This is a genomic window from Pseudomonas sp. KSR10, assembly GCF_022355455.1.
Lineage (GTDB): Bacteria > Pseudomonadota > Gammaproteobacteria > Pseudomonadales > Pseudomonadaceae > Stutzerimonas > Stutzerimonas stutzeri_E.
Window position 1 is genome coordinate 69,004 of sequence record NZ_JAKOEN010000002.1, and the last position, 18,453, is coordinate 87,456.

General features: G+C 62.0%; 14 protein-coding genes. 4 read left to right on the forward strand and 10 right to left on the reverse strand.

Features of this window, described 5'->3' with window-relative positions:
• Positions 1 to 5 precede the first annotated feature (5 nt).
• Together MCB86_RS00275 and MCB86_RS00280 are read right to left on the reverse strand one after the other, a co-directional pair.
• On the reverse strand, positions 6 to 1,274 hold the full coding sequence (locus MCB86_RS00275) for a zinc-dependent alcohol dehydrogenase (protein WP_239608982.1): 1,269 nt from the start codon (positions 1,272 to 1,274) through the stop codon (positions 6 to 8).
• 312 nt (positions 1,275 to 1,586) lie between these two features.
• On the reverse strand, positions 1,587 to 2,507 hold the full coding sequence (locus tag MCB86_RS00280; protein WP_239608983.1) for a LysR family transcriptional regulator: 921 nt from the start codon (positions 2,505 to 2,507) through the stop codon (positions 1,587 to 1,589).
• Positions 2,508 to 2,611: 104 nt separating this feature from the next.
• Between MCB86_RS00280 and MCB86_RS00285 the strand changes: the two genes are divergently transcribed.
• Together MCB86_RS00285 and MCB86_RS00290 are read left to right on the forward strand one after the other, a co-directional pair.
• The gene (locus MCB86_RS00285) at positions 2,612 to 3,439 is read left to right on the forward strand and encodes a class III extradiol ring-cleavage dioxygenase (RefSeq protein ID WP_239608984.1); all 828 of its coding nucleotides are present in this window, start codon (positions 2,612 to 2,614) and stop codon (positions 3,437 to 3,439) included.
• 28 nt (positions 3,440 to 3,467) lie between these two features.
• Positions 3,468 to 3,749 (forward strand): DUF2218 domain-containing protein, encoded by a 282-nt coding sequence (locus MCB86_RS00290; RefSeq protein WP_239608987.1) that lies wholly within the window; start codon positions 3,468 to 3,470, stop codon positions 3,747 to 3,749.
• 12 nt (positions 3,750 to 3,761) lie between these two features.
• Here MCB86_RS00290 and MCB86_RS00295 read toward each other — a convergent pair whose 3' ends face one another.
• The 7 genes from MCB86_RS00295 to glgA form a co-directional block, all read right to left on the reverse strand.
• Complete coding sequence (locus MCB86_RS00295; RefSeq protein WP_239608989.1) at positions 3,762 to 4,619, reverse strand: M23 family metallopeptidase; 858 nt, start codon at positions 4,617 to 4,619, stop codon at positions 3,762 to 3,764.
• A 247-nt stretch (positions 4,620 to 4,866) separates the two neighbouring features.
• Positions 4,867 to 7,017 (reverse strand): glycogen debranching protein GlgX, encoded by a 2,151-nt coding sequence (gene glgX / locus MCB86_RS00300; RefSeq protein WP_045162277.1) that lies wholly within the window; start codon positions 7,015 to 7,017, stop codon positions 4,867 to 4,869.
• 99 nt (positions 7,018 to 7,116) lie between these two features.
• Entirely contained in the window at positions 7,117 to 7,494 is a 378-nt protein-coding gene (locus MCB86_RS00305; RefSeq protein ID WP_239608992.1) for a DUF2934 domain-containing protein, read from the reverse strand.
• A complete protein-coding gene (locus tag MCB86_RS00310) occupies positions 7,487 to 10,306 on the reverse strand; it encodes a malto-oligosyltrehalose synthase (protein ID WP_239608994.1) in 2,820 nt (939 codons plus the stop codon). The genes MCB86_RS00305 and MCB86_RS00310 overlap by 8 nt, the downstream gene beginning before the upstream one ends.
• Positions 10,303 to 12,381: a 4-alpha-glucanotransferase gene (gene malQ / locus MCB86_RS00315; protein WP_239608997.1), complete on the reverse strand. Its 2,079-nt coding sequence runs from the start codon at positions 12,379 to 12,381 to the stop codon at positions 10,303 to 10,305. The genes MCB86_RS00310 and malQ overlap by 4 nt, the downstream gene beginning before the upstream one ends.
• A complete protein-coding gene (gene treZ / locus MCB86_RS00320; RefSeq protein ID WP_239608999.1) occupies positions 12,371 to 14,152 on the reverse strand; it encodes a malto-oligosyltrehalose trehalohydrolase in 1,782 nt (593 codons plus the stop codon). Before treZ ends, malQ begins: the two co-directional genes overlap by 11 nt.
• A gap of 12 nt (positions 14,153 to 14,164) precedes the next feature.
• Positions 14,165 to 15,715, reverse strand: a complete 1,551-nt coding sequence (gene glgA, locus MCB86_RS00325; RefSeq protein ID WP_239609001.1) for a glycogen synthase GlgA — start codon at positions 15,713 to 15,715, stop codon at positions 14,165 to 14,167.
• Between the two features lie 297 nt (positions 15,716 to 16,012).
• On the opposite strand from glgA, the gene MCB86_RS00330 reads away from it, so the two are divergent.
• Positions 16,013 to 16,513, forward strand: coding sequence for a CinA family protein (locus MCB86_RS00330; protein ID WP_045162271.1), 501 nt, complete (start codon positions 16,013 to 16,015; stop codon positions 16,511 to 16,513).
• Positions 16,514 to 16,604: 91 nt separating this feature from the next.
• On the opposite strand, the gene MCB86_RS00335 is transcribed toward MCB86_RS00330, so the two are convergent.
• Complete coding sequence (locus MCB86_RS00335) at positions 16,605 to 17,717, reverse strand: mechanosensitive ion channel domain-containing protein (RefSeq protein ID WP_239609069.1); 1,113 nt, start codon at positions 17,715 to 17,717, stop codon at positions 16,605 to 16,607.
• Positions 17,718 to 17,904: 187 nt separating this feature from the next.
• Here MCB86_RS00335 and MCB86_RS00340 point away from each other — a divergent pair, with 187 nt between their 5' ends.
• Entirely contained in the window at positions 17,905 to 18,435 is a 531-nt protein-coding gene (locus MCB86_RS00340) for a ferritin-like domain-containing protein (RefSeq protein ID WP_045162269.1), read from the forward strand.
• Positions 18,436 to 18,453: the final 18 nt, after the last annotated feature.

Genomic DNA, 18,453 nt, shown 5'->3' on the forward strand with positions numbered 1-18,453 from the left:
TCCTGCTACCTGCCGGGACTCTGCATGCTGGTTGGATCGCTGGCGGGGAAGGTGTCGGCAACCGCCTGATCGACGACGTTCTCCTCCGATCCAGCCCCGGCGGAATGGCCCCGCTGTGGTTGCAATTCCACCTTGATCCAGCCGCGCTCGCGCCGATCGAACGCCTCGAAGGCCGCGATGGCGTCGGTCATCGGCTTGATCTGGGTCAGAATCTTCGCAGGGTCGATGCGCCGCGCCTGGATCATTTCGATCAGCTGCGGAATGTATTTGCGGTGATGGCAGTTGCCCATGTTCATGGTGATGTTCTTGTTCATCGCCATGCCGATGGGAAAAGTCATCGCATCTGGTGGATAGACGCCGATGATGGACAGGGTGCCGGCCTTCGCCAAGCTCTGCACCGCCCATTCCAGGGCCTGCGATGGGCCGTCGCCGGGCTGCCACTGGGCACCCTGACCGGACTGCGCACCGTCGGCCGGCTTACCGCCGCAGCAGCCATGTTCGGCATCGATGCCGACCGCATCGATCACGCGGTCGACACCGATTCCGGCGGTGAGCCGCTTCAGCGTTTCGACCGGATCCTCGCGATTGAAATCGATGACTTCCGCGCCTTGGCGCTGCGCCATGCGCAGGCGGTCCTCGAACTGGTCGATGGCAAAGACGCGCCCAGCGCCCAGTAGTTTGGCACTGGCGATGGCGAATTGGCCGACCGGGCCGCAGCCGAATACGGCCACGGTATCGCCCGAGCGGATCTCGGCCATTTCCGCGCCGAAATAACCGGTCGGGAAAATGTCGGAAAGCAGGATCGCCTGATCATCACTGATATCCGCCGGCAGCTTGACCAGACCGATATTGGCGAAGGGGATACGTGCTTTCTCGGCCTGCATGCCATGGAACGGCCCAGTCTGGGACGGGCCGCCATAGAAGGACGTGCCGGCCTCCTTGCCGTTCGGGTTGGCGACGTCGCACTGGGCGAAATAGCCGGAGCGGCAATAGGAGCAGTTGCCACAGGCGATGGTCGACGGAACCACCACCCGATCGCCGACTTGCAGGTTACGGACGTCTTCACCCAATTCCTCGACGATGCCTACGGCCTCGTGGCCAAGGATGGTGCCGGGCTTCATTCCGCTGACGGTGCCCCGAACGAAGTGCAGATCTGTGCCGCAGATGGCCGAGGCGGTGATGCGAACGATGGCGTCGGTAGGGGCTTCGATGCGTGGTTCGGCTACGTCCTCAAGGCGGATATCGCCGACACCGTGATAAACGACAGCTTTCATGGCTACTCCGTAACGCACCGTTCCAGCCTGTTGGACTCGAACGGTATGGATGATTGGTGACGTCCTGCTTGTAGGTCAGCCGGTCGAGAACCGGTCGGCGTTCCTGCGGATCGGCCCGGGCTTGGCCGGCGAGTCGTCCAACGGCACGCTGCGCCGAACAGGTGCACCTTCATTCGGACTAATCGAGGCTTTCGCGGTTCATCTTTTTTTCAATCCGCCGCGCATGCGCGGCCTCTGCCGCGGCGTTTTGGCGGGGAGATCAGTCGAGAAGGACAAGCGGCCGGCAGCGATGCCGAAGGGGGGCGAGCCACGTCAGGTGCGCGGCGAGGCCCAGGGCAACTCGCCGGAGAAGGCTTCGACCAGATAGTCGATCATCGCTCGCACTTTGGCCGGGGGGCGGCGATCGGGGGGATAAACCACATGGATGCCGCCGAGCCCAAGCGATGGCTGGTCCAGCTCTATCGTCACCAGTTCGCCGCGGCTCAAAGCAGCGGCAACGATGAACTGCGGTTGATAGATCAGGCCCTGATCGCCCACCGCAGCCGCTACCAGAGCCGCCCCGTTGTTGGCGATCAGGTTGCCTTGGATGGGCACTCGAAATTCACCGGCCGGGCCGAACGCCCACTCGCGGCCACCCGACAAGGTTGACAGGCTGTAGCCGAGGCAATTGTGCCGAGATAGATCGCTCACCCGCTTCGGTACACCATGCTCCGTCAGATAGCCGGGTGAAGCGCATACCAGCATTGGGCAGTCCGCCAGGCGCCTGGCCTGCAACGGACTGTCGGTGAGGCGGCCGATGCGTACGGCCATGTCCCAGCTCCCATCGATCAGATCGACCTGGCTATCGGTCAGCCCCAACTCGATTTTCACGGCCGGGTGGCGCCGGCTGAACCCCGGCATCAGCGGAGCGATGAAGCGAGCGCCGAACGATAGCGGCACGTTCATCCGCAGAAGGCCAGAGGCGTCGACCCGCTGCGAGGCGATGCTCGCTTCGGCCTCGTCGATCTCCGGCAGCAGTCGCAGGCATGCTTCGAGATAGCTGCTGCCAGCTGCCGTGAGGCTCAGGCGCCGCGTGCTGCGATGGAACAGTTTGACGCCGAGCCGGGCTTCAAGTGCATCGACATGTTTGGTCGCCATCGCAGGAGATAGCCCGAGATGCCGCGCCGCGGCGGAAAGGCTGCCGGCGCTGGCGGCCCGGGCGAACACTCGCATTCCTGTTACTCGGTCGAGCATCTTGGCTCCTACTCTCAGTTAGAACTGTTGAGGCGTTTTGCCTTGTTAAAGCCATACGAAGTGTAATCCATACTTGTCGCCTCACACGCGAGGACGACGATGACATGACCCGCCAACACGAAGACGCGCCATCGACGCGCATGCCCACCCTGTTCGTACCGCATGGCGCCGGCCCTTGCTTCTTCATGGAGTGGAATCCGGTCGATGCCTGGGACAAGATGGCCGCTTTCCTCAAAGGCGTCGCCGCATCGCTGCCACAGCGACCGCGTGCCATCGTGCTGGTGTCCGGCCACTGGCTGGAGCGCAAGGTCATGGTCACCGCCAGCACCAGTCCTGAACTGATCTACGATTACAGCGGCTTTCCAGCGCATACCTATGAGCTACGCTACCCGGCGCCGGGCGATCCTGCATTGGCGACGCGCTTGGTCGATCTGCTTGGCAAGGCCGGAATCGCTGCTGGCGAAAATCCACAGCGCGGTTACGACCACGGTGTCTTCATTCCTCTGAAGCTGATGTTTCCGGATGCGGACGTGCCGGTCGTGCAGCTGTCGTTGCGCAGCGACCTGAATGCCCAGGCCCATATCGATATCGGTCACGCCATCGCGCCGTTGCGCGACGAGGGCGTGCTGATTGTTGGCAGCGGCATGAGCTTTCACAACATGCAAGGCTATGGCGACCCGCGTTTTGCGCCGATTTCGGACGCGTTCGATCATTGGTTGAGCGAAACCGTCAGCGCCGCGCCAGCCCAGCGCGACGCGTTGCTGCAGCAATGGACCGAGGCGCCATCGGCGCGTCTGTGTCATCCACCTCATGGCGAAGAGCATCTGCTGCCGCTCATGGTGGCAGCAGGCGCCGGAGCGAACAGCTCGGGCCGCAAGATATTCTCCGACCGGGTCATGCAAACGACTTTGTCGGCCTACCAGTTTGGCTGAGCGATCGGCCCTTAATCAGGAAATCAACATGCACAGTTCCACCGTACAGATCGAAACGTCCAACCCAAGTCGCCTGATCCGCAGGCTTTGCAAGCATTGGAGTCACAAATTCGAGGTCAGCTTCGACGATCAACAAGGCCATATCGCGTTTGGCGACGCCCAGTGTCTGCTGACCGCAGGCGACGGGAGCTTGACCGCACAGGTGCAAACCGAAGACGAAGCACAGTTGGCTCAAATGGAAACCGTGGTGGCCGACCACCTGCAGCGCATGTCCGCGGACGAAACCTTCAATTTCGCCTGGAAGCGCTGATCGTTTTGTAGCTCAAGGGTCGTTGCGGGCGAAGTTCGGCAGGGCATTGACCGGTTGGGAGAAGCGGAAGGGGATCGACACCATCGAATCGCCATAGGCTTTTTGCACCACGAAGTGCAGATGCGGGCCGGTGCTGCGCCCGGTATTGCCGGAGCGGCCGAGCAGGGCGCCCGCCTTGACTTGCTGCCCCGATTGCACCTGCACTGAGCCGCGCTTGAGGTGCAGATAGGCGCTGTGGCTGCCGTCGTCGTGAAGAATGCGCACATAGTTGCCCGCCGGATCAGGCAGCCGGCCGCCCTGGTTATTGCGCACTTCCAGTACGGTACCCGCGCGTGCCGCTACGATTGGCGTGCCCACCGGCATGGCGACATCTACAGCAAAGCGGCCTTTGGGCGAGTTGTGGCTGAAATCTCCTCCGGCGCCTTGGGAAATACGGAAAGGGCCACCTTTCCAAGGAAGCGCATAGGCGTAACCGCCCACCGAGCCTTTCTTCCCCGGCTCTGGTGAGTAGATGAATGAATAGCTGAACGACTGCTGATACATCAGCGGATAACCAGGCTGGCGTTTGCGCAAGGTAGCAACGCGCATGCGGGTGCGTGCGGGCACAGTCTGGCGAACGACACCCTTGCCGACACCGGTGACATTAACCATGCGGGTCAAGCGCAGCACCACTTCGACCGGCACGTCCGTATCGTTGTGCACGTCCATTGCCTTGCCGGAGCCTGTCCGATTCACGAGCAGTCGCACGCTACCGGGTTTGGTCGCCGGCAGCGTCGCGTTGGTGATGCTGCCACCGGCCAGAACGGGCAGGGCAGTGGCGGAACAGAAGGTCAGTAGAGCAAGTGAAACGATCAGCCGGGTCGAAGCCATATGCGAGTGATCCGTCACGGATGGGACAATCTGCCTGCGGCCGGCAGGACAAATCCGTCGGGTTGCGTGAATGCCGCGCAGGGGTTGGGACTAAGGGAAGGAGGTGGCGTTCACTACCGCACGTCGGTATCCAACCAACGATTGAGTGCCGATGACGCGCCCGCGCCGCGACTGGCTTCAGATGCGCCAAGGCCCCGTAAACCGGGGCCCTGACCTTGTTGCGCGGAGCCGTTCCCTTGATCGACGTTTATTCCTCTTCCTTGATCAGCTCGAACAGCAATAACGAACGGCCGGTCAGCGCGTACTCATCGCTGAACTCGAATTGCTCGGGCCGCGCATTAGGGTTGTTGGTGTCGATCAGGCGGTTCCAGTAGATGCCTTGGGGCACTTCCGGCAGCGTGAAATTGACGACGTCGTGATGGGAATTGACGATGATCAGCAGCGTCGCGTCCGAGCCAGCCCGGCGGATGCCCGTCGGCTGTGCGCGGCCATCGAGGAGCATGCCCATGCAGCGATTGTTGCCGTCCTGCCAATGCTCGACGGTCATCTCTTCTGCGTGAGGAGCCAGCCAGGTAACGTCCTTGACGCCCAACTCTTCGTTATAGGCACCGACCAGGAATCGTCCCCGGCGCAGCATCGGATAACGCTGGCGCAGCCGAATCAACTTGCGCACGAAGGCCTGCAACGAGCGACTGTCTTCCGGAATATCCCAATTGACCCAGCCGATTTCACTGTCCTGGCAATAAGCGTTGTTGTTGCCGTGCTGGGTGCGGGCGAATTCGTCGCCAGCTACGATCATCGGCGTGCCCTGAGAGAACAGCAGCGTGGCGAAGAAGTTGCGCATCTGCCGGAAGCGCAGCTCTGTGATCTCCGGATCGTCCGTCGGGCCTTCTACGCCATGGTTCCAGGAAATGTTGTTGTCGCTGCCGTCGCGGTTATTCTCGTCGTTGTCTTCATTGTGCTTCTCGTTGTAGGACACCAAGTCCTTGAGCGTGAAGCCGTCATGGGCGGTGACGAAGTTGACCGAGCTGAAGGGCCGACGGCCGCGTTGATTGAACAGGTCACCTGAACCGGTGAGCCGGCTGGCGAAATCAGCCAACTGCCCATCATCGCCGCGCCAGAACGAGCGAACGGTGTCGCGGAACTGATCGTTCCACTCCGCCCAACCAGGTGGGAAGCCGCCGACCTGATAGCCACCCGGACCGCAATCCCAGGGTTCGGCGATCAGTTTCGTCTTGGCCAGCACCGGGTCCTGACGACAGGCCACGAGGAAACCGTGGCGTTCGTCGTAGCCATCGTGCTGGCGGCCGAGGATGGTCGCCAGGTCGAAACGGAAGCCGTCGACGTGCATCTCCTGCGCCCAGTAGCGCAGCGAATCGGTGACCATTTGCACCACGCATGGGTGGCTCATATCCAGCGTGTTGCCGGTACCGGAGTCGTTGATGTAGTAGCGCTTTTCGTCCGGCATCAGACGGTAATAGGAGGCGTTGTCGATGCCCCGCATGGACAGAGTCGGGCCCAGCTCGTTGCCTTCGGCGGTGTGGTTGTAGACCACATCGAGAATGACCTCAAGATCGGCATTGTGCAGGTGCGCGACCATTTCTTTGAACTCGCTGATCTTGCCGCTGGCCAGATACTTCGGGTGCGGAGCGAAAAAGGCGATGCTGTTGTAGCCCCAGTAATTGCTCATGCCCTTTTCCAGCAAGTGCTGGTCCTGGACGAAGGCATGGATCGGCAGGAACTCGATCGACGAGACGCCTAGCTTGCGCACGTAATCGATCACTTCCGGCGTCTTGAAACCGCCGAAGGTGCCGCGCATGTCTTCGGCCACCGAGGGATGGCGCATGGTGAAACCACGCACATGGGTCTCGTAGATGATGGTTTGGTCCCACGGCACCTGCACGGGACGGTCATGCCCCCAGGTGAAAGCCGGGTCGATGATCTTGGACTTGGGCACGAAAGGGGCGCTGTCGCGTTCGTCGAAGCTGAGGTCGGCGTCGGCGTGTCCGATCGTATAGCCGAACAGGGCCTCGGACCATTTCAGCTCACCCACCAATTGCTTGGCGTAGGGGTCTATCAGCAATTTGTTGGCGTTGAAACGATGACCGGCATCGGGCTCGTATGGGCCGTGCACACGATAGCCGTAGATTTGCCCCGGATGGGCGTCGGGCAGGTAGCCATGCCAGATCTCGTCGGTGTATTCGGGCAGCTCGATGCGCTCGAGCTCGGTTTCGCCATCGGTATCGAACAGGCACAGCTCGACCTTGGTCGCGTTCGCGGAAAAGATCGCAAAGTTGACTCCCAGCCCATCCCAGGTAGCGCCAAGCGGGAAGGGAAGTCCTTCGCGTATACGCGAAGGGATCAGAATCTGAGGCGCCGCAGGTTTTTTTCTACTCATGAAATCTCCGATGGCAGCTCTTGGTCGGGCGGTTAAGACACTGGAAAGCCGCAGTCACGATTGGCGCTCGACAGCCGGATCGGGATCGCGGCGTAACGTTCAGCTTTCTTTCTTGGCTCGTGGGGCGCGGGTTTTCTTCACGCCTGCAGGGGTGCCTTCGGCGGCTTCTGTACCAGCCTTGGCCTTGGGGCGCGCAGTGCTTTTGGCCGCTGGTTTTGCTGGCTTGACGTCGGTGGCCTGCTTGGCATCTTGCGCGGGCTTGGCGGCCTTGGTGGGTTTTGCAGCAGGCGTCGCATCGGTTGGTTTGGTGGCCGTCTTGCGCGAGCGACTTGCAGGCTTCTCGGTCGACTTGCCATTTTCTGCTTCGACCAATTTCCGAGCCATCTCCCAGTGACGTTCGTCCTGGCCGTGTGGGCGCCCCTCCGATACCCAAATGTCGTAAGCAAATTCGCGGATGCGTTTCTCGTCTTTAGTCATCGTTCTGATTCTCCTGTTGAACTGGGATAGATAGCTGTAAAAGCGCCAAGGGCAGTGATTGCAAAATCTCTGTTACACGTACACCCGCCTGTTTGGGTGTGACTGTCATTCCGTCAAAAAGTCGCTCCATTGCGTGACCGCTCAGCGCATCGGGTAGTTGCACGACGGTGTCGCCCCAGCGCTCAGCCGGAATCTGCGGCGAAGGGCTGTCGGCGAGCAGGCTGCTGGCGAGCCGTGCGGCGACGACGATCAGCCAGGTGCCATCCAATTCCCGTGCGAAGGCGATCAGGCGATCGGCGTGCTCACCCTCGACTTTCAACGGCAGGTAACGACCCTCGGTGAACAGCCGAGGCTGCTGACGGCGCAGCTCCAGGGTTCGGGCGATCAACCATTGCTTGAGGCGGGCGTCTTTCCAATTGGTGAGCAGCTCGGCGGGCTGCGCGTGCAGGTCGAACGTGGCGCGGCGCCGATCAAAGTCCACGGGCCGTCGGTTATCCGGGTCGACCAGGCTGAAGTCCCAGTAATCGGCGCCTTGATAGAGGTCAGGGACGCCGGGCGTGGTCATGCGCAGCAAGGTCTGGGTCAGGCTGTTCAGGGCGCCGGCCGGCGCGAGTTCCGTCGCCGCAGCGGCGATCTCGGTGCGCAGGGTCTTGCATTGCTCGTCGAGCAGCAGGGCTCTGATGTACTGCTGGCAGGCACCTTCATATTCGCTGTTGGGATCGGTCCAGGTGCTGCGCAGCTTGGCTTCGCGCACGGCCTTTTCGTGCCACTTGATGATCCGCTCGCCGTACGCCTCGACAGCCTCGCGGTCATTCGCATCCATATCCAGCGGCCAGCTTCCGAGCAGAATCTGGAACAGCAGCATCTCATCCCCGGCGGAAGGCGCGGGCCCTTCGGCAAGCTCCTGTCGTTGCCCATAGGCAAGTTGTCGCCAATGACGCACCTTGGCGGCAAACCACTCCGCACGCTCGCTGATCACCGTCATCCGGGCGCGGGTGTCTTCGCCGCGCTTGTGATCGTGGGTCGCAGTGGCCAGCAAATTGCGCGGGAAATGCTCGGCGCGGGCCAGACACTCGGCGTGAAAAGCGTCCACCGGCGCACTGAAGGTCTGCGGATCGAAGCCGACATCGTTGCGCGACAGCAAGGCGCCGGAGCGATAGCAGGCAGTGTCTTCCACGGCCTTGGCCGCTGCCGGTGAGGTGAGCTGCTGGAAGCGTGTGCAGGCGTAGCGACGGATTCGTCGGGCCGGACCCGGAGGCAGCGAGCGCAGGCTCTCGCCACCGAGCCAGCGATCGAGCAGATCCAGCAACGGCCAGTCCGCCTCGCCGAGGGTGGTGCGCGCACCCGCCAGCGCCTGCTGAAAGAACGGCTCGTCCGCCTCGCGCCGGCCATGGGCACCGATATAGGTTCGGTACACCGGAAAGTGCACGATCAGCTCCAGCAGCGCCCGGCGAATGGCGCCCAGGGTGATGTCACGGGTCATCACGTCGTAGCGCGCCACCTGTAGCAGGGCCTGCGCCACGGTTTCGAAGTCGCCTGCCAAGGGCCCGGTAAGCACCAGTTGGCGTGCCAGGCGCACTTCTTCCATGAAGTCTTCCGGGCGCTCGGAAATTTCACTCCATAGCGAGCAGAGCACCGATTTTCCTGCCGGATCGTGCTGCAGCAGCGATACCTGGTTCATGAATTCATAGCCGGTGGTGCCGTCCACGCCCCAGTCGTCGTGCAGGCGTTCGCCCCCGGCGAGGATCTTCTCGACATAGATGGGGACACGCGCCTGCGCCGCTTCGGCAGGCCGCGCGGCGTTCAGCCGATCGACCCGGCGGCGCAGCTGCCGGCAATAACCGCGTGGGTTGGCCAGCCCATCGACGTGATCGATGCGCAACCCGTCGACCAGGCCTTCGCTGATCAGCTCGAAGATTTTCGCGTGGGTTTCCTCGAACACCACCGGGCGCTCGACACGCAGACCGCCCAGCTCATTGATGTCGAAGAAGCGCCGCCAGTTGATGTCATCGCCGGCGGTACGCCAGCTGGCGAGACGGTAGTTCTGGCGTTCCAGCAGGCCATGAAGGCGCTTGAAACCCTCTTCGGTGGTCGAGTCATAGTGCTTGAGCGCGGCTTCGAGGGTATGCCTGACTGCGTCGTCTTCCAGCAGCCGAGCCAGATCGGCGCGCAGCTGCCGGGCCGTTTGATAGGGCGCCGGCTCGGTCTTCAAGGCATCGAAATGCTGCGCCAGGGCGCGCAACTCGTGGTTGTCGGTAAGCCGCAGCACTTCGCCATAGCTGGGCGGAGTAATGGGGAAGCGATGTTCGTAGTGCTCGGCGTAGAGCGCGCCGGTCTCGGCATCCAGGCGCAGGGGAATCTTGCCCTCCTGCAGCGCTTCGCCGTAATCACTGCCGAGAAACGGAATCAGCAGCTGGCCTTCGAGCAGGGGGTCGGGCGAGTTCCACTGAATGTCGAAGAACTGTGCATACGGACTGCGACGGCCCCATTCGAGCACGTCCAGCCACCAGGGATTACCCGAGCCGCCAACGGCCATATGGTTGGAGACGATATCGAGTATCAGGCCCATGCCCTTGGCGCGCAGCGCGGCGACCAGACGACGCAGAGCCGGTTCGCCGCCGAGCTCCGGGTTGATGCGTGTGGGGTCGATGACATCGTAACCATGCATCGATCCCGGACGGGCGGTGAGCAAGGGCGATGCGTACAGGTGGCTGATGCCCAGGTCGGCGAAGTAGTCGACCAGCGCCGTCGCGTCGTCGAGGGTGAAGTCTCGATGGAACTGCAATCGCAGGGTGGCGCTAAGGTCTCTCATCGATGGTCATTCCCAATGGTCTGCTCGCGGGCCTCTGCCAGGATTTTCAGGCGGCGCGTGCAAGCAGGATCGTCAAGCAGGGTGGCGCTGTCGCCGGGGTAACGGCGTCGCCAGTTGGGGTGGGTATCGGTGGTTCCGGGCATGTTCGGTTGTTCCAGCAGGCACAGCGCATCCTCCACCGGAAACAGCACCAACGGCGCGGGCGTACGCCCGAGGAAGGCCCCACAGGCGTCGGCCAGCACTTCGGCGTCGGCTAGATCGCCCTGAACCTCCGGTGCATATTCGCGCAGCAGACGGAGCAGCCCGGCACGTTCCCGCTCGCGCTCCTCCAGCTGAGCCGGACGTTCGTGTTCCTGGTGCTGGCCAACGCGGATGCGCCAGTCGATGTCGTGGCCTCGCCACCAGCCGTTGATGGTCGGCAGATCATGGGTGGTGGAGGTCGCCAGGGCGCTGCGCGGCCACTCCCCAGGCGCCTTGAAGTTGCCGTGGTGGTCGCGTTCGAAGAACAGCACGCGCATGCCCAGCAGGCCGCGAGCGGCGAGTTTTTCGCGAAGTCCCTCAGGCACTGTGCCGAGGTCTTCGCCCAGAATCACCGCACGGCGCCGCCACGCTTCGAGCGACAGCAGTCGCAGCAGATCATCGACGGGGTAGTTGAGATACGCGCCCTCCATGGGGCCAGCGCCGGCCGGCATCACCCACAATCGCATCAGGCCCATGACGTGGTCGATCCGCATCCCGCCGGCGTGCGCTAGGTTGGCGCGAACCATCTCGATGAACGCCCGGTAGCCATGGGCTTTGAGGCCCCACGGGGAAAAGGCGGAAATACCCCAGCTCTGACCCTGACGGTTGATGATGTCCGGTGGTGCGCCGACGCTCAGTGCCGCCAGCACCTCATCCTGTCGGCTCCAGGCCTGGCTGCCGCCGCCATCGGCGCCCACCGCCAGATCGCTGATCAGGCCAATCTTCATTCCGGCGCTACGCGCGGCGGTCTGGGCGCGTTCCAGGCCACGCGCGATCAGCCACTGGCAGAAGGCGTAGTAACTGACCTCGTCGGCATGCTCCTGGGCGAATTGTTCCACCGCAGGGTTTTGCGGGCTGCGATATTGCTCAGGCCAGTCGCGCCAGTGCTGCGGATCGCCTTCAGGGGTAAGCAGGGCCGCGTGCAGCGCTTCGAAACGGCAATGATTTTCCAGTGCTTCGCCACCCGCTTCGCGGAAGCTCTCGAAGTCGGCCTGCTGGGCATTGCCACCGCTGACGAAGTCGTCATAGAGCGCCCGCAACAGGCACTGACGGGTGCTGGACACTGCGCCCCAGTCGATCAGCTCCAGTTGTTCCAGCCGTTGCAGCTCCTCGGTCAGTCCGCAGGATTGGATGGCGATTCGCAGCGGTGTGTCGCCGAGTATCGCCTCCGGTGCGCAGTGCAGGATGTTGTAGAACAAGCGGCTCGAAGGCGAATAGGGGCTGTACTGATCGCTATTACCGGTGAACATCGCATGGATAGGACTGATACCGAGGGCATCGGCACCATGGGCGGCTGCATTGCGCACAATGGCTTCAAGGGCCAGGGTATCGCCCAGCCCGCCATCACCCGGGCGGCGTAAGCCGTACAACTGAACCGTAAGACCCCAGGCGTTGGGACCGGCGATATCCTCGACGCTCGGGCAGGCATGCGGTGCGACTGCGAGCGTCAGCTGCTGTCCCCCGATCTCCAAGTGGTGATAGCCCGGTGTATCGATGGCTGCCAGATGTGCCTGATCGTCCAGTGTGCCCTGGTGCTGGTGACCGCCTTCGAGCGTCAGGGCATAGGCTGTGCCCGGCTCGAAATAACGGTCTAGTTGCAGGGGTGCGCCTTGATCCAGGGTCATCAAGGGCGGTACGTGGGAAGTCCCGTTGATGGCATCGAGTTTTTCCAGGCTGGTTTCGATGTCGCTCTCGCTGTCGGCGGCGAGGCCCAGCCCTCCGAGTACCGCACGCAGCACCTCCGGGCTTACCCGTTGGTCGCGGCCATCGGCGTCCACCCAGTCGATGGACAGACCCGCTGCCTTGGCCAGACGGTTCAGTCGTTCATCGCTCATTGACAGTCTCCAGATACAGCTTGGCGGAACGCGCTTGCAGCGTGCTTGCATGGGGTTCGGCTGCGCCGGCACGGCTGGCGTGCAGCAGACGGGCGCCGGTATTCGATGGGTCGACCGCGACGTCGACATCACTGAGGTTCAGCTCCAGACGCAGCTCGCTGCCATCCCCCAGACGCCAGCGGGCAAGGGCAGCGGCGGTTCCGAGCGCCTGTGCGCCGAGGAACTGCGAGCCCTCCAGCCGCGGCACGATTTCGCGATGGCGGATTTCCAGCAACTGGCGATACAACGCCAGCCACTCGGCGTGTTCCGGTTGAACCCGCGTGCTGAAGTCGGGTTTCGACGCTTCGAAGGTCTCCACCGCGTTAGGGTCCGGAATGCGCTCGCGGGTGTGCTCGTCGGCGAACTCGGCGAACTCGGCGAACTCGCCGCGGCGACCTTCGCGCACGGCATCGGCCAGCTCACCGTGGTGGCTGGTGAAGAACAGGAATGGCTCGCGGGCGCCCCATTCTTCACCCATGAACAACAGCGGGATCATCGGCGAGAGCAGCAGAACGGCCGTCGCCGCCTTGAGCGCATCGGGATCGGTGAGGCTGATCAAACGATCGCCGAAGGCGCGATTGCCAGTCTGGTCATGGTTCTGCAGGAACAGCACGAACGACGTCGGCGGCAGATGCCCGCTGGGCTCGCCCCGCGATTCGCCACGGCGGTTCTGGTGGCCTTGGTAAATGAAGCCTTCCCCGAGGAACCGGACCAGCTTGGTGGTCGAATCCTGGTGATAGTCGGCGTAATAGCCCTGACGCTCGTCGGTCAGCAGTGCGTGCAGGACGTTGTGTCCATCGTCGTTCCATTGGGCAGTGAAGCCCTGTGTGAGCAGGCTGGAGCGGTTGTCCTCGTTTTCCAGGACCAGATGCACATGGCGCCCGGGCTCGGTTTCTGCGCGCACTCGCTCGGCCAGTTCGGTGAGAAACGAACGATCCGGGATGGCATGCACGGCATCCATGCGCAAACCATCGAAGCGGTACTCCATCAGCCACATCAGCGCATTGTCGATGAAGAAACTCCGCACCTCTGGGCGGCGGAAGTCGATGGCATCACCCCAGGGCGTCTGCTGATCGTGGCGGAAGAAATGCTTGGCGTAACGGTGCAGGTAGTTGCCGTCCGGGCCGAAGTGGTTGTAGACCACATCGATGAAAACCATCAGACCGAGGCCATGGGCGGTGTCGATCAAGTGCTTGAGCTGCTCGGGCGTGCCGTATGACGCCTCCGGCGCGTAGAGCAGAACGCCGTCATAGCCCCAATTGCGCTCCCCGGGGAATTCGGCGAGCGGCATCAACTCGATCGCCGTGACCCCGAGTTCGGCCAACGTCTGGAGTCGCTGTTCGATTTGCGCGTAGCCGCCGTAGGCGCCCACATGCAGCTCGTAGAGAACCGTTTCGTGCCATGGGCGGCCCCGCCAATCGCGGTTGCGCCATTGATAGGCGTCGTGATCGACGACGATGCTCGGATCGTGCACATCGGCTGACTGCGCGCGAGACGCTGGGTCAGGCACGGTCAGTTCATCGTCGATCAGAAAGCTGTAATGCGTACCGGGTCCAGCCTCTGCCTCGGTGCTATACCAACCGTTTTCGCCTTCCTGCATGAGCAGCGTATCGCCGCCGACGATCACCAGGCTGACGCTTTGCGCGTCGGGTGCCCAGAGCCTGAACCGGGTACGAGACGCATCGAGTAGTACCGGTCCGTGTTGCCCGTTGCGGGCAGGCCTGTTCTGCATTGATCACCCTCGTTAAAAAATGGCACGGGCCTCGCGCCGTCCGCCCAGCAACCGCTGGTACAGCCGGTCGTAGGGTTCGATCGCGTGGCGCCAGAAAAAACCACTGCCCATCGCGCGGCAGCGCATTGCATTGAGCAGTTGCGGTCGCTGATGCACCGCTAATGCCCGTTCCACGGCGTGGCGGTAACTCTGCGTGGTGGCCTCGTTGAACAGAAAGCCGGTCACGCCGTCGTCAATGCTGTCGGCCAGCCCACCTGTGCGGTGGGCGATGGGCAACGAGGCGAAGCGCTGGGCGTACATCTGGCTCAGGCCGCAAGGCTCGTAGCGCGAGGGCATGAGCAGGAAGTCGCTGCCGGCGAACAGCCGACGGGCATCGGTCTCGTTGAAGCCAATATGCGCGCCGACACGGCCGGGGAAGCGCTCGGCCAAGCGTCTGACTTCGTCTTCGATATGCGGGTCGCCACGGCCCAGGATGGCCAACTGGCCGCCGTGCTGAACGATCGTCTCGGCCACTTCGATGGTCAGGTCGATGCCCTTTTGGTGCACCAACCGCGACACCACCGAAAAAAGTGGACCGTCGCTTTCGTCCAACCCGAACAGCTCACGGACATGCGCCGCGTTGATTTTTTTACCAGACCAGTCATCGGGACCGAACGGGCTGACCAGGTGTGAGCAGCTTTGTGGCTCCCAACTTTCGTCAATACCATTGAGCAGGCCGCTGAGCAGGCCCTGGCGAGCTTTCATGCTGAGGAAGCCTTCCATGCCGCAGCCGAATTCCGGCGTGGTGATCTCCTGAGCGTAGGTAGCGCTGACGGTCGTCACGTGATTGGCGTAGGCGATACCGGCCTTGAGCAGCGACAGCGCACCGTAGAATTCCATCCGCTCAGGTCCGCAGGCTTCGAGCGGAATACCCAGCGCCCGGCGCAGGCTCATGTCGATGTTGCCTTGGTAGGCCAGGTTATGAATGGTGAAGATGCTGGGTGTGTGCAGCCCTCGCCAATGCATGTACGCCGGGGTCAGCCCGGTCGGCCAGTCGTGGGCATGGACCAGATCGGGGGTCCAGCGGATGCAGGCCGTGCCTGCGGCGATATCCGCGGCGGCCATGCACAGGCGGGCGAAGCGCACCGGGTTGTCCGGCCAGTCGTGACCGTGCTCATCGCTGTAGGGCAGACCATCGCGCTCGTAGAGCTCAGGGCAGATCAACACGTAGATGATCAGACCGTCGGGCATATCGAGGCGGCCGATCCGGCAAGAAGGTAGATCGCCGTGCGAGAGCACACTGCCGACGATGCGAATTGGTTCGGGGCACTGCATGACTTGGGTATAGCCTGGGATCAACACCCGGACATCGTGCCGATCTCCCAATGCGCGGGGCAGGGCAGCGGACACGTCTGCAAGTCCACCCGTCTTGACCAGATCGGTCAGTTCCGAGGTGACGAAGAGGATCTTCTTTTTGTCGTCTTGCGTGCTGCGAAGCTGCAGCACTGGACGCTCGATGGGCGTCTCCAGACGTTGGATTGTGTTGAGGTGGACAGGCCGGGCATTCACTGCAGCAATACTCATAAGAATCTTCCCCAAGTGACCGGCATCTGCGCCAAGGTGGTCACGAGCACGTTTGTTTCCACACAGCGCCCGCTGGGGAGCTGCAAACCATGAGCACGGCAAGAGTGATTTTTCTTGTTAGGGCCGCTTGTTTCGCGGCATAGGGCTCGCACGGCCCTACCTTGAAAAAGACCGGACCGCTATGAATTAGTTCTCAAGTTTTGATGCAAACAGCCTAGGGGAACTTTGCGAAGGCACCTCGGTTCCGAAAATTGACCGAACTTGGGTGTATTACCGTTGCCAGTCGGAGGCAAGACCATGCGAGACCTTGCTGAAATCGTGCAATTTTTAAGCGACAAACACATTAAATTGACCACTGCCGAATCCTGTACGTGTGGCCTCATGGCCTCGTTGTTAGGCGACATTCCCGGCTGCGGTCAGGTGCTCGATAGCGGTTTCGTCGTGTACTCGCCGAAAGCGAAAAACCGGCTGCTTCATGTCAGTTTTGAAACCATCGAGACCTTTGGCCTGACCAGCGAAGAAGTCGCCACCGAGATGGCGGTCGGCGCACTGAATGCCAGCGTCGCCGACATTGCCATCGCCAACACCGGAGTCGCCGACGATGGTGAGGAGGATCCCGGCGGCACCCAGTGCTACGCCTTTGCGCTGATGCAAGGCGAACGCCAAGTCAGCATCAGCGAGACGGTTCAGTTCGAAGGTGATCGGGTGGAGATCCGCAAGCAGGCTGCGCATTACGGGCTAGAGCAGTTACCGAGCAAGTACGAGCAACTGCTGCGCAAGTTGCGCGAGCACGAATGAGCCGACGCAGCCATCCGTTACGCACCGAGAGGCGACAGTCCGCTGCGCGACGCCCCGTATAGCAGCACGACTCAGCTAAGACACAGCACCATCAAACCGGAGGTTGACGCTCCGGTTCCACGCGTTCCGGCACCGAATGATCGACGCTCGGCTTCTGCCCGACGCTCAGATCGGCACGCAACTGCGGCAGGCACTGAGGGTATTTGCGCTGGACGAAGCCAATGAGGCTCTCACGCAGGTGGCAGCGCAGATCCCAGTTACGGGATGAGTCCGATGAGCTGACCAGCACCCGCAGCTGGATGGATTTCTCACTGGTATCGGTCACCTGCAATACGATGACGCGCCCATCCCAAAGCTCAGGAACCTCCTGACAGAGTCGCCGCAGTTCTTCGCGCAACGGCTCGAGTGGCAGCGAGTAATCGACCCAGAAAAATACCGAGCCGATGATGCTGGAGTTGCGGCGCGTCCAGTTCTGGAATGGCTTTTCGATGAAGTACTGCAGCGGTACCACCAGCCGGCGATCGTCCCAGATCCGCACGACAACGTAGGTGCCGGTGATTTCCTCGATACGGCCCCATTCGTTCTCGACGATCACCACGTCGTCCAGCCGAATCGGCTGGGTGACCGCGATCTGGATGCCGGCGATCAAGTTCGCGAGCACCGGACGCGCGGCGAAACCGACGGCCAGCCCGGCCAGTCCGGCGGAGGCCAGCAAACTGGCACCGAACTGGCGTGCGGCGGGAAAGGTCATCAGCATGCCAGCGGCACCGACCAACAGAATGAAGAAGCCCAGGGTGCGCAGCAGCACCCTCGATTGTGTCTGAATCTGCCGGGCGCGGAGGTTGTCGATCACATCCACAGGGTTTTTCAAGCGCACGGCATGCTCGACACCGCGCAGCAGGCGCAAGGCCAGCCAGGTGAAGCAGGCGATGATCAACAAAGTGGTGATGCGTCTGGCGGCGTCCATCAATGCAGGCTCATCGCTGCCCGCCGCAAGCACGGCCTGCAGGCCAAGCAGCGGCAGTAGCACCCGAACGGGTTTTTCCAGCTGCTCGGAGACGGCTTTGGTAAACAGAAAACTGCGGCCCAATCGCAGCATCACGGCGGTGAGTACACGACTGAACACGCTCAGCAATACCACAACGGAGGCCGCTGCCAGCAGCGTGCGCAGCGCGGGCTCGGTTATGTAGGCTTCCCATCGCAGGGGGATGTTGAGAATTTCGATAAAGCCAGCTCCGCTTCGTGGGTGCATCAAATGACTGATGTCGCCCTTGCAAAGTTCATGGTTAACGTGCAGCCAGTCGGAAGCTTGGAACTCCCTTGAAAGGCTCTTTTCACACTAGATAAGAGGTGCAAAACCTCATCGCTATCCGAACCAGTGGGAGACAGCCATGCAAAGTGCACAAACCGGGAACGATGTCCGCGTCGAACGTTTGATCGAGTGGTTGCGTGACGCTCACGCGATGGAGGCCCAGGCCGAATCAATGCTCACCAAGCAGGCGAGCCGCATCGAGCACTACCCCGAATTGAAGGCGCGTATCGAGCAGCACATCACCGAGACTCAGAATCAGGCCAAGTTGATCGAATCCTGTCTTCAGCGGTACGACAAATCCTACTCGGGCTTAAAGGATCTGGGCGGCAAGATGATGGCGATGGGGCAGGCCATGGGCGGCATGATGGTCAACGACGAAATCGTCAAAGGGGCCCAGATGGGCTACGTTTTCGAGAACCTCGAAATTGCTTCTTACGAAATTCTGATCGCAGCTGCCAAGGCGGTCGGTGACACCCAGACTGCGGAAATCTGCACCCGCATCCTGGCCGAGGAGGTCGCCATGGCCGAATGGATGCGCAGCCACCTGGCGGAACTCACTCAGGCCTATCTGACCCGCGCACAAGCGCCGAACACCGAGGCCAAACGCTGATAGCAAGGATGTTTGCCG